The organism is Vibrio sp. 2096, assembly GCF_033339595.1.
In the GTDB taxonomy this organism is placed as follows: Bacteria; Pseudomonadota; Gammaproteobacteria; order Enterobacterales; family Vibrionaceae; genus Vibrio; species Vibrio alginolyticus.
Genome location: NZ_JAWOUX010000010.1, coordinates 62,194 through 74,420 on the forward strand (window position 1 = coordinate 62,194; position 12,227 = coordinate 74,420).

Here is a 12,227-nt window from a genome sequence, read left to right on the forward strand (position 1 = left end):
CTTGAGTGATAAAAAACTCTCTAGAGACACAATTTACCGCTAAGTGAGTACCTTTAAGACACTCCTTAAGATAAATTGTAGCCGTTTTTTATTAGATTATTAGAAGAACATAATGAATATCTACACAGATAAAAAAGTGGTCGCTGTTGGCGGTGGTCATGGCTTAGGTCGAATGCTGGCCGCATTACGAGATTTTGGCAGCAATGCAACTGGGATTGTTGCCACGACTGACAATGGTGGTTCAACAGGAAGAATTCGTCACTGCCAAGGAGGAATCGCTTGGGGAGACACACGTAACTGTATTAATCAGCTCATTACAGAGCCTTCAATCAGTTCGATGATGTTTGAATATCGCTTCAAAGGCACTGGCGAACTTGATGGTCATAATCTTGGTAATTTGATGCTTACTGCACTCGATAACTTATCGGTCAGACCTTTAGATGCCATTAATCTGATTCGCAATATGTTAAAAGTCGACGTTAACATCCTTCCCATGTCCGAACACCCTTCCGATCTTTCCGCGTTATCCGTAGATGGGAAGTGGGTTACGGGAGAAACAAATGTCGACGAAATGAAAGCAGACTTGCGACGTTTGGATCTTTCACCAGAAGTGCCTGCTACCAAAGAAGCCATCACAGCTTTGGCGGAAGCGGACGCGATTATTCTTGGCCCTGGCAGTTTTTTAACTAGTATCATGCCTCCTTTATTGCTGCCTGAACTCGGCAAAGCGATTGCAGCAAACACAAAAGCAAAAGTCATTTTTGTTGCTAACCTGAGTCCAGAATACGGCCCAGCGGGACGAATGACGATGGATCAAAAATTAGAATGGTGTGAACGTGCCTGTCAAGGAAGAAAAATAGACGTGGTTCTAGCAGAGAAAACCGAGCAAGACGTCTTAAGTCAATGGAATGTAGTGACGGAGTCACTCGCCTCCTCTAACCGAGACTGGCGTCACGATAGAAACAAGCTCAAACTAGCGATTGAAAGTCAGCTACAACTTTCTATTTAAGAGCACGTTACCTGGCTAGCGCCCTCTTTTAAGGTGTTTATTGATAATGAAAACCCTTCTGTCATCGAAGGGTTTTAGTTCAGGCATCCAGTAAGAACAGATGTTTACTAAGAAAAAATGGTTAATAGGAATAAATAGTTACTGTCGCCAAGAGCGATAAGCATCTCGAGTTTCGTGCAAAAGATCGAACATAGCCTCTAACTCCTCAGACTCCGCAGTCAACTCACCGGCTTTCGCTTTTTTGTCTATGGACATCGCCAGTTCACAAAGGCGATCTGCCCCAAAGCTCGCAGCACTACTTTTCAACGCGTGGCTGATTTCTTTTGAGTAAGCTAATCGCTCTGCCCCCTGCAGTTTGGATAAGTTCTCGATATAGGTATCCATTTCTCCTAGGAAGATATCGAACAGTACAGGTACGTTGTCACTGCCAATTTCCATCGACAGTTCATCTATTTTTTGCTGATTTAATACATTTACACTCATACTTTTTGCCGCTCTTCCTTGCCGTTCCATGCCTGTAACTTGCGGTAAATCGTCGACGGACTGACATCAAGGTATCCCGCCGCTCGAGGAATATTGCCATCACATGCTTCAATCGCTTGCTCGATTGCCATTTTTTCCGTCATCCATAATGGCATAATCTCAGATGCGGTCATCGCTTTCGGCTCAATTAATTTAGCCACAGACGACGGACGGTCAAGCGGTTGATTCAACGGTGGCGGTAACATGTCCAACGTAATCTCTTTACCGTTGTTTAGAACAACGATATTGCGTAGCACGTTTTGTAACTGACGAACGTTACCCGGCCACTCATAGCTGTTGAATCGCTCGATGACATCAGGCGCAAAACGTATGAAGCTTTTTCCTTCTTCGTGTGACATGTAACCTAACAGTGAGTATGCAATTTCAATAACATCTTCGCCTCGTTCGCGTAAAGGCGGTAAATGCAAAGGAATGACATACAAACGATAGTACAAATCTTCACGGAATCGACCTTCTTGTACCTCTTTCCAGGGATCACGGTTAGTGGCACAAACAAAGCGCACATCCACGCTCTTCATTTTTGAGGAACCCACTTTTTGGAATGTGCCCGTTTGAATAAATCGTAGCAACTTGGTTTGTAAATCCAAGTCCATCTCACAAAGCTCATCTAGAAAAAGTGTGCCGCCATCCGCTAACTCAGCTGCCCCTTGACGATCATTCGCAGCGCCAGTAAAAGCCCCTTTTACGTGACCAAACAGTTCACTCTCAATCAAATCTTTTGGAATTGCAGCACAGTTAATTGCAATAAAAGGTTTGTCACCACGTTTACTTGCTGCGTGAATAGCCTCGGCACATACCTCTTTACCAGTACCACTTTCACCTGTGATAAAAATACTCGCTTTACTGCTCGCCGCTGAATCTATCGTACGGTAAACCTGCTGCATGGTTTGGCTACTGCCGATAAACCCCTGATAGCTCTGATTACCTGGATTATCGGCTTCATTTTTTAGCTTGGTCGCTTTACGAATTGCATTGTTAACCGTGACACGTAAACGGTCTGCTTCACACGGTTTGATTAAAAAGTCTTGTGAGCCATGACGCATGGCCTCGACAGCGGTATCGATAGAACCGTGAGCGGTCATAAAAATTATAGGTACGTCGGGATGACTCTTTTTAACGGCATGTAAAACGTCCATCCCCGTCATATCTGGCAGACGGAGATCGAGTAAAATAAGATCTGGAATTCGATGATTTAGGCTCTCAATGGCATCCCTACCTGTGCCGACAATATTGATATCTATGCCAAGCGGTGTCAGGTATGAGCGGTACAGAGCCGCAACAGATGCGGTGTCCTCGACCATTAAAAGGTAACGAGACTTTGGGCCTTCGGGTTTTTGTTGCATAACCTAGCTATTATTTTGTTGTGTTTTAAACAATAATCGCATTACGCTTTGCATTTTGCAAATAACATTAGCTAAATTATGGGCAAAGGAAAAAATTCAAAAATAATATCAATTATTTAAAAAGTGGCACAAACCATGCTGTAACGATAGTGACCCCTCGGGTCACCTAGCCAACTGACGTTGTTAGTGAACGATATGTTCACAAAACAAGCCAATAGACCCGACTGCCTATTGGCTTCTTTTTTTTACAAGCGACCTAAAATGCTTGGATAGCTAAATCGGTAAGTTTGTTCAACTATTTGCGATGAACTGCGCTCGTAGTTTTTCAATCTCGTCACGCTTTTGTGCCGCTAACTCAAATTCTAAATCTTGCGCATGCTGATACATCGCCGCCTCCAGTCGACTGATTTCTTTTTCTAGCTGCTGAGGGGACAGTGCCTCGTAAGTTTGCGAAGGCTCCGCCACTTTCGATAATGGTACCTGTTTAGTGTTACGCTGGCGTTTAGACTTAGTGATATCGCCAAGTTCCATGATGTCTTTGATATTTCGTTTGAGCGCTTGTGGCGAAATACCCATTTCTTCGTTGTACGCTTCCTGCTTCTCGCGACGACGGTTAGTTTCATCCATCGCCTTTTTCATTGAGTTGGTGATTCGGTCAGCGTATAGAATCGCCTTACCTTCGATGTTTCGCGCAGCACGACCAATGGTCTGAATGAGTGAGCGTTCAGACCGCAAGAAGCCCTCTTTATCCGCATCCAAAATTGCAACTAACGAGACCTCTGGCATATCCAGGCCCTCTCTCAATAAGTTTATTCCCACCAGCACGTCAAATTCCCCAAGACGAAGGTCACGGATAATTTCCACACGCTCAACAGTATCAATGTCTGAGTGTAAATAACGTACCTTAACATCATGTTCGTGAAGGTATTCGGTGAGATCTTCAGCCATTCGTTTGGTCAGTGTTGTAACCAGAACTCGTTCATCTTTAGCTGCGCGAATACGGATCTCAGACAATAGGTCGTCGACTTGGGTCGCTACTGGGCGAACTTCCAACTCAGGGTCAAGCAAGCCTGTAGGACGAACGACTTGATCCGCTACATCACCCGCCGATTTTTCTAGTTCGTAATTTCCAGGAGTAGCAGAGACGAAAATCGTTTGTGGCGCTAGTGCTTCAAACTCCTCAAACTTCAGTGGACGATTATCCAAAGCTGAAGGTAACCGGAAACCAAACTCCACCAGCGTTTCTTTACGCGAACGGTCGCCTTTATACATGGCACCTATCTGCGGTACTGTCACGTGAGATTCATCGATGATCAACAAGCCATCATGAGGTAAGTAGTCAAACAGGGTTGGTGGCGGCTCACCTTCCGAGCGTCCACTGAGATAACGAGAATAGTTTTCGATACCGGAGCAAAAGCCCAACTCATTCATCATTTCGATATCGAATTGAGTGCGCTGGCTAATTCGCTGCTCTTCCAGTAGCTTGTTGTTATCTAGAAGCTGCTTTTTGCGCACTTCTAGTTCGACTTTAATATTTTCAATCGCTTCAAGAATGCGATCTCTTGGCGTGACATAGTGCGTCTTGGGATAGATGGTATAGCGCGGCAAGTCTCGTTGTTTCACCACGCCTGTCAATGGATCGAACACACTGATGCAATCCACCTCATCGTCAAACATCTCAACGCGCACAGCGTCTTGGTCTGATTCAGCAGGGAATATATCAATCACCTCGCCACGGACACGGAACTGCCCTCGCTCAAAAGCAACATCATTGCGCGAGTATTGGAGCTCCGCTAGGCGACGAAGCATATCACGCTGATCAATCACATCTCCACGTCGCAAATGAAGCATCATTTGTAAGTAGGATTCCGGATCACCCAAACCATAGATAGCTGAAACCGAAGCAACTATAATAGCGTCTTTCCGTTCCAATAAAGCTTTAGTGGCAGACAGTCGCATTTGCTCAATGTGGGCGTTAACCGAAGCGTCCTTTTCAATGAAAGTATCTGTTGTGGGAACGTATGCTTCAGGTTGGTAGTAATCGTAGTAAGAAACAAAATACTCAACCGCATTATTAGGAAAGAATGACTTCATCTCACCATATAACTGAGCAGCAAGCGTTTTGTTTGGCGCAAGTAATATTGCAGGTCGTTGGGCTTGAGCAATCACATTCGCTAGTGTGAAGGTTTTACCTGAGCCTGTGACCCCCAACAAGGTTTGATGTGCTAGCCCAGCATCGAGCCCCTCAAGCAACTGATTGATCGCTCCTGGTTGATCGCCCGACGGCTGATAATCGGAGACCAATTCATAGACTTTACTCATACCCTTCCTCAATTTTACTGCGCTTTGGCTGTATATATATACACCTTAGCTAATGAAATCTACGTCTATCGAGAATTTAACCATCATTGTTAATAAATTTTCTTGTTTGTCTAGAATGCTATAGCCATACAAAAGTGACTCTGATATAGTACTTCGCCCTAGTTGAAGAGCTACACACATTCTTCACATTATAGTTTCCACAACTTTTCCCCAAAAATTAGCTTAAAACTTTCTTATCCCCAAAAGATTGATTTTTATCCACTTTGAATACCTTTTGATTAACATCGATAAATCTCTGTTTTATTTGCTTATTTTACGCATAACTCTGACTAAAGATTCATTAAATAAAAACTCAGTTGCATATCAATTTTCTTTACCCAGATCTCATCAACATACTTATCCACAAATTTAGTGGATAACTAACCTCGAGCCTTTACTGGCAAGCCATACAGAAAAGTAAAGCCCTTAACTCAATATTTTTTTCTAAAAATGTATTTTTTTACTGTTGACAGTAGTTTGAGTGCTCGGTAAGATTCGTCCCGCTTTCAAGCAAAGCAATTCCTCCTTAGCTCAGTTGGTAGAGCGACGGACTGTTAATCCGCAGGTCGCTGGTTCGAGCCCAGCAGGAGGAGCCAGATTATAGAAAAGCCGTGTCGCAAGACACGGCTTTTTTTGTATCTTAATCGCCATGAAATCTAAGCCAATCTAGGCGTCATAAAATCACACCGAAATAAGTTCAAATTACAGAACTCATAACATTGTCATAGATAGTGTTCTCACAGTACCACACATTTAATTCTGTCTCTTTTCTAGCAAAAAACAATCATAACCAATTGAATCTATTATTAATGCAATTTAATCATTGAAAAAATGAAAAGCATTCATTTTACTCATACCAAATAAATCCATACGATTAAAAGGGTTAAGAATGGTTCCGTCCTACTCGTCGCCTCCATTCTAATTATCAATAACTTAGGGATTTACTTATGACTATTCCGACAACTGACATGCTAGATGCATGGGCTGGATTTACTGCTGGTGAATGGCAAAACTCTGTCAACACTCGTGACTTCATCCAAAAAAACTATACACCCTATGAGGGAGACGAGTCTTTCTTAGCCGAGGTTAGCAAATCCACTTCAGCATTATGGAACCAAGTGCTTGAAGGCATAAAACAAGAAAGCCGCACACACGCCCCTATTGATTTTGACACAGACTTGCCCTCAACAATCACTTCCCACGATGCAGGCTACATCAACAAAGATCTGGAAAAGATCGTTGGCTTACAAACTGATCAACCGCTAAAACGTGCAATCATCGCCAATGGCGGGATTCGCATGGTAAAAAACTCGTGCGAAGTTTATGGCCGCGAATTGGATCCAACGGTTGAAAAAATCTTCACTGAATACCGTAAAACTCACAACAAAGCGTGTTTCGACCTTTACACCAAAGAAATTCTAGCCTGTCGTAAATCCGGCATCATCACGGGCCTTCCTGATGCTTATGGCCGTGGTCGTATCATTGGTGACTATCGCCGTCTCGCCCTATACGGTATCGACTTCTTAAAAGCAGACAAAAAAGAACAATACAATTCAACACAAACGTTCTTAGAACAAGGCAACGATCTTGAGAAAACACTTCGTCTTCGCGAAGAAATAGCCGATCAAGTTCAAGCACTTGAAGACATTCGTCAAATGGGTCTGAAATACGGCATTGATATGTCGCTACCTGCAAAAACAGCACAAGAAGCGATCCAATTTACCTACTTTGGCTACCTAGCGGCGGTTAAATCGCAAAACGGCGCAGCAATGTCACTGGGCCGTACTTCGACTTTCCTAGACGTCTATCTAGAGCGCGATATCGCAAACGATTTGATTGATGAATCACAAGCGCAAGAAATGATTGACCACTTCATCATGAAGCTACGCATGGTTCGCTTCCTACGCACACCAGAATACGATTCATTGTTTTCTGGCGACCCAATCTGGGCAACCGAAGCCATGGCAGGTATGGGTGTTGATGGCCGTACACTAGTATCTAAAACGACATTCCGATACTTACATACGCTACATACTATGGGCCCTGCTCCTGAACCAAATATGACGATTCTTTGGTCAGAGCAATTGCCTGAAGCGTTCAAACAATATGCTGCAAAAGTGTCGATTGATACCTCTTCGGTTCAATACGAAAACGACGATCTAATGCGTCCTGATTTCGACAATGACGACTACGCGATTGCCTGTTGTGTGAGCCCGCAGGTTGTTGGTCAGCACATGCAATTCTTTGGTGCACGTGCCAACCTTGCAAAAGCACTGCTTTACACCATCAATGGTGGTATCGATGAAAAATCGAAAGCGCAAGTGGGTCCGGTAGTGGACAAAGTTCAAGATGAAATTCTCGACTTTGACGCTTTGATGCCTCGTTTCGACAATATGTTGGAGTGGCTAGCAACGCAATACGTCACAGCGTTGAACATCATCCATTACTCACATGACCGTTACAGCTACGAAGCATCACTGATGGCATTGATGGATCGCGACGTGCACCGCACCATGGCGTGTGGTATTGCAGGTCTGTCTGTTGTCGCTGACTCTTTGGCGGCAATTAAATACGCGACCGTGAAACCTGTTCGTGATGAAGATGGCATCGCCGTTGATTTTGAAATCGAAGGTGATTATCCAAAATTTGGTAACAACGATGCCCGTGTTGATGACATCGCTTGTGATCTAGTTGAGCGCTTCATGAAGAAAATTCAGAAGATGCACACCTACCGCGAAGCAGTGCCAACTCAATCGATTTTAACAATCACATCTAACGTGGTTTACGGTAAAAAAACGGGTAATACACCTGATGGCCGTCGCGCAGGTATGCCTTTTGGACCGGGTGCAAACCCAATGCACGGTCGTGATGAAAAAGGGGCGGTTGCGTCTCTGGCATCGGTTTCTAAATTGCCGTTTGCTTACGCTAAAGATGGTATTTCTTACACTTTCTCAATTGTGCCGAGCGCATTGGGTAAAGATGACTTGAGTCAGAAGAAGAACCTAGCTGCGCTAATGGATGGTTACTTCCATCACGAAGCAAGCAACGAGGGCATTGCGATTGAAGGTGGTCAACACCTTAACGTCAACGTTCTAGACCGAGAGATGTTATTGGATGCGGTTGAACATCCAGAGAAATACCCTCAGTTGACGATTCGAGTGTCTGGTTATGCGGTACGTTTTAACTCTCTAACGACAGAGCAACAGCAAGACGTCATCACTCGTACTTTCACAAGTAAGATATAAACATAGTCCATCAAGCACTCAGAAGATTTAAATAATTAGCTTGTAAATATGCATTGCCCGCTTCTCTTTTCTACCTGGGAGAGGCGGGCTTTTTTTAAAATCACACATTAGATGAAAATTAATAGGTAGTATCCTCTCGCTAACAATACATTCAGCAAACGATTCAATTTCTTATTGATTCATCAAAATAGATCAAATAGACGACTATTTTTCCATCGTATATGTAAAACCACATCGTTCACTGGTTGTTATTGGTGTCACAAAACACGATAATATCAAGATCGGATTTTAAGAACGTAATAACTATGACCGAATATGTTTTGTTGTTGGTCGGCACTGTGCTGGTGAACAACTTTGTACTGGTGAAGTTTTTGGGCCTATGTCCTTTCATGGGTGTGTCCAAAAAACTGGAAACAGCAATAGGTATGGGCTTAGCGACAACTTTTGTGCTAACGCTCGCGTCAGTGTGTGCGTATTTAGTGGAAAGCTACATCCTTCGTCCACTAGGTATTGAGTACCTTCGAACCATGAGTTTTATTTTGGTGATAGCCGTTGTGGTGCAGTTCACCGAAATGGTTGTGCACAAAACCAGCCCGACGCTTTATCGCTTGCTTGGCATTTTCTTACCGCTGATCACAACAAACTGCGCAGTATTGGGCGTGGCACTTCTTAACATTAATGAAAACCATAACTTTATTGAATCGATCATCTACGGCTTCGGCGCCGCTGTTGGTTTCTCATTGGTGTTGATACTTTTTGCATCCATGCGAGAGCGCATAGCCGCCGCCGACGTTCCTGTACCTTTTAAAGGTGCATCAATAGCAATGATTACAGCAGGTTTAATGTCACTCGCCTTTATGGGCTTTACAGGTTTGGTGAAGTAAGCGATGAGTACGATTTTAATTGCGATTATCGCGTTAGCGGTTCTGGCTGCGATTTTCGGCGCGATACTTGGTTTTGCTTCTATTCGCTTTAAAGTTGAAGCGGACCCTATTGTGGATCAAATCGACGCCATTTTACCGCAAACTCAATGCGGTCAATGTGGCTACCCTGGTTGCCGCCCTTATGCTGAAGCAATTGCAAATGGCGACCACATAAACAAATGCCCCCCTGGTGGTCAGGCAACAATCGAAAAGCTCGCCGACTTAATGGGTGTTGAGCCAGAAGAATCTGCGCACGATCTCGACAGCAAAATTCCAACCGTTGCGTTTATTCATGAAGACATGTGTATTGGCTGCACTAAGTGTATTCAGGCGTGTCCGGTGGATGCAATTGTAGGCGGAACAAAGGCGGTCCATACCGTAATCAAAGACGAATGTACGGGCTGTGACTTGTGTGTTGCCCCATGTCCAACTGATTGTATTGAAATGATTCCTGTGGCAACGACCACAGAAAGCTGGAAGTGGCAACTTCACTCCATTCCGGTACTTAACATTACGGATGCTGCCGACAATGCAGCGAACGTGAAAGATTCAATTAAGTAAGGTTTCACATGTTGTCTTTGATTGAACAAATTCGTACAGGCGCGCTTTGGGATTTCCCAGGTGGTGTGCATCCGGCAGAAAATAAAAAGCAGTCCAACAAAACTGAGCTCGCTCATGCGGCTATCCCGTCAGAAATTGTATTGCCGCTAAAACAGCACATTGGTAAAGCGGGTAACCTACTGGTTGCCGAAGGTGACTACGTATTAAAAGGTCAGCCATTAACGCAATCGGAGACCGGCTTTACGGTTCCAGTGCATGCTCCAACATCAGGTACGCTCACCGCGATTGAGCCACGAACTGTCGCGCACCCTTCTGGGTTAAGTGAGTTGTGCGCAGTCATCACGCCTGATGGGAAAGATGCATGGTGTGAAAGAAACCCCGTCGCAGATTACCAACAAGAAACCCCTGACGCACTGATTGATATTATTCGTCTCGCTGGTATTTCTGGTATGGGTGGCGCAGGCTTCCCTACTGCAAAAAAAATCCAATCAGGTTTTGCTCGTACCGAGATTCTTATCGTTAATGCAGCAGAGTGCGAGCCATACATCACGTCTGATGACAAGCTCATGCAAGAACATGCCGAAGAGCTTATTCAAGGTATCGAAATTGTCGAACATATCCTGACACCAAAGCTCACGATTATTGGCATTGAAGACAACAAACCAGAAGCAATCAAAGCGCTAGAAGCTGCGGCTATAAACAAAGATATCGTTATTCGCGTTATCCCGACTAAATACCCTTCTGGTGGTGAAAAACAGCTGATCAAAATTTTAACCAATAAAGAAGTACCAAGTGGCTCGATTCCAGCCGATATTGGTATTTTGGTTCAGAATGTTGGTTCTCTTTACGCTATAAAACGCGCAGTCATCGACGATGAACCGATGATAAAGCGCATCGTGACTCTCACTGGTAAAACCTTCAAACAACCACGCAACGTTTGGGCATTGTTAGGGACACCAGTACAAGCACTGTTGGATGAGTTTGGCTATAAAGCAGATAAGAAGTTACAGCGTTTAATTATGGGTGGGCCAATGATGGGCTTTACCCTTCCTCACTCCCAAGTGCCGATTACCAAGACAGCAAACTGTATCCTTGCTCCGACTCGTCGTGAGATCTCGCCGCACCAGTATGAGATGGAATGTATTCGCTGTAGCCAATGTGCAGAAGCGTGCCCTGCTTCGCTGCTGCCTCAACAACTGCAATGGCATGCAAAAGCTGAAGAGTATGACAAACTCGAAGAGTTAAACTTAAAGGATTGTATCGAGTGCGGCGCTTGTGCGTTTGTATGTCCAAGTGAAATTCCGCTCGTACAGTACTACCGCCAAGCGAAAGCAGAAATTCGAACTAGAACACAAGAAGCGGAAGCTGCAGAGCGAGCAAAACTGCGTTTCGAAGAGAAAAAAGCGCGTATGGAACGCGAAAAAGCAGAACGTGAAAATCGCTTCAAGAAAGCTGCCGATCAACGCCGAAAAGAGATGAAGTCTTCTGGCGGCGATGATGCGATAGCAGCAGCGATCGCACGAGTGAAAGCTCAAAAGACAGAAACCACAGAAAAAGCAGAGCCAGCAGTAAAACCCGCCGTAGCGGCAGCCATTGCCAAAGCGAAGGCGAAACAAGCTGCAGCAGCTAAAGCAGGCTCTAGTGAACCTGATAACTCAGAAATGGCAAAACTGCGCGAAGAACGCAAACGTCTTGCTCGCGAACGTAAAGCGCAAAAAGAACAAGGCGAAACGCCAGACAATAACGCTGATGATAAAAAATCGGCAGTTGCGGCCGCCATCGCCCGAGCTAAAGCGAAAAAAGCACAACAAGAAGATTCAACTGAATCTGTAGAATCGGAAACGTCTGCACAGCAAGACAGCGATCCGAAGAAAGCCGCGGTTGCTGCTGCCATTGCACGTGCCAAAGCACGTAAAGCGAAGCAAGCAGACTCAACTGAAGCGGAAGAAGCTGAAGCACCTACTGAGCAAACCGACGATCCGAAAAAAGCCGCCGTGGCTGCTGCGATTGCACGTGCCAAAGCACGAAAAGCGAAGCAAGCAGACTCAACTGAAGCGGAAGAAGCTGACGCACCTGCCGAGCAAACCGACGATCCGAAAAAAGCCGCAGTTGCCGCTGCAATTGCTCGAGCCAAAGCGCGCAAAGCGAAGCAAGCAGACTCAACCGAAGCGGAAGAAGCTGACGCACCTGCCGAGCAAACCGACGATCCGAAAAAAGCCGCAGTTGCCGCTGCAATTGCTCG

8 protein-coding genes and 1 tRNA gene are annotated in these 12,227 nt (G+C 44.9%); 6 read left to right on the plus strand and 3 right to left on the minus strand.

Annotated features, from left to right (window positions below):
• Nucleotides 1-112: 112 nt before the first annotated feature.
• Nucleotides 113-1,009 (plus strand): YvcK family protein, encoded by an 897-nt coding sequence (locus tag R7Q41_RS17775; RefSeq protein WP_065274717.1) that lies wholly within the window; start codon nt 113-115, stop codon nt 1,007-1,009.
• Between the two features lie 138 nt (nt 1,010-1,147).
• Here the strand turns inward: R7Q41_RS17775 and luxU are convergent, their stop codons facing one another.
• The 3 genes from luxU to uvrB form a co-directional block, all read right to left on the minus strand.
• Nucleotides 1,148-1,492 carry a quorum-sensing phosphorelay protein LuxU gene (gene luxU, locus R7Q41_RS17780; protein WP_213866428.1) on the minus strand — a complete coding sequence of 115 codons (345 nt, stop codon included), beginning with the start codon at nt 1,490-1,492 and terminating at the stop codon, nt 1,148-1,150.
• Nucleotides 1,489-2,895 carry a quorum-sensing sigma-54 dependent transcriptional regulator LuxO gene (gene luxO, locus R7Q41_RS17785; protein WP_005380768.1) on the minus strand — a complete coding sequence of 469 codons (1,407 nt, stop codon included), beginning with the start codon at nt 2,893-2,895 and terminating at the stop codon, nt 1,489-1,491. Before luxO ends, luxU begins: the two co-directional genes overlap by 4 nt.
• Before the next feature lie 291 nt (nt 2,896-3,186).
• A complete protein-coding gene (gene uvrB, locus R7Q41_RS17790; RefSeq protein WP_017636056.1) occupies nt 3,187-5,217 on the minus strand; it encodes an excinuclease ABC subunit UvrB in 2,031 nt (676 codons plus the stop codon).
• Nucleotides 5,218-5,776: 559 nt separating this feature from the next.
• Here uvrB and R7Q41_RS17795 point away from each other — a divergent pair.
• The 5 genes from R7Q41_RS17795 to rsxC all read left to right on the plus strand — a co-directional run.
• Nucleotides 5,777-5,852 (plus strand) — tRNA-Asn (locus R7Q41_RS17795).
• Between the two features lie 351 nt (nt 5,853-6,203).
• Complete coding sequence (pflB, locus tag R7Q41_RS17800; RefSeq protein ID WP_318108853.1) at nt 6,204-8,501, plus strand: formate C-acetyltransferase; 2,298 nt, start codon at nt 6,204-6,206, stop codon at nt 8,499-8,501.
• Between the two features lie 305 nt (nt 8,502-8,806).
• Nucleotides 8,807-9,385: an electron transport complex subunit RsxA gene (gene rsxA / locus R7Q41_RS17805; protein WP_005380762.1), complete on the plus strand. Its 579-nt coding sequence runs from the start codon at nt 8,807-8,809 to the stop codon at nt 9,383-9,385.
• A gap of 3 nt (nt 9,386-9,388) precedes the next feature.
• Nucleotides 9,389-9,985: an electron transport complex subunit RsxB gene (gene rsxB / locus R7Q41_RS17810; RefSeq protein WP_005380760.1), complete on the plus strand. Its 597-nt coding sequence runs from the start codon at nt 9,389-9,391 to the stop codon at nt 9,983-9,985.
• Between the two features lie 8 nt (nt 9,986-9,993).
• Nucleotides 9,994-12,227: electron transport complex subunit RsxC (gene rsxC / locus R7Q41_RS17815; RefSeq protein WP_318144614.1), on the plus strand; the 2,234-nt coding region annotated here is incomplete at its 3' end.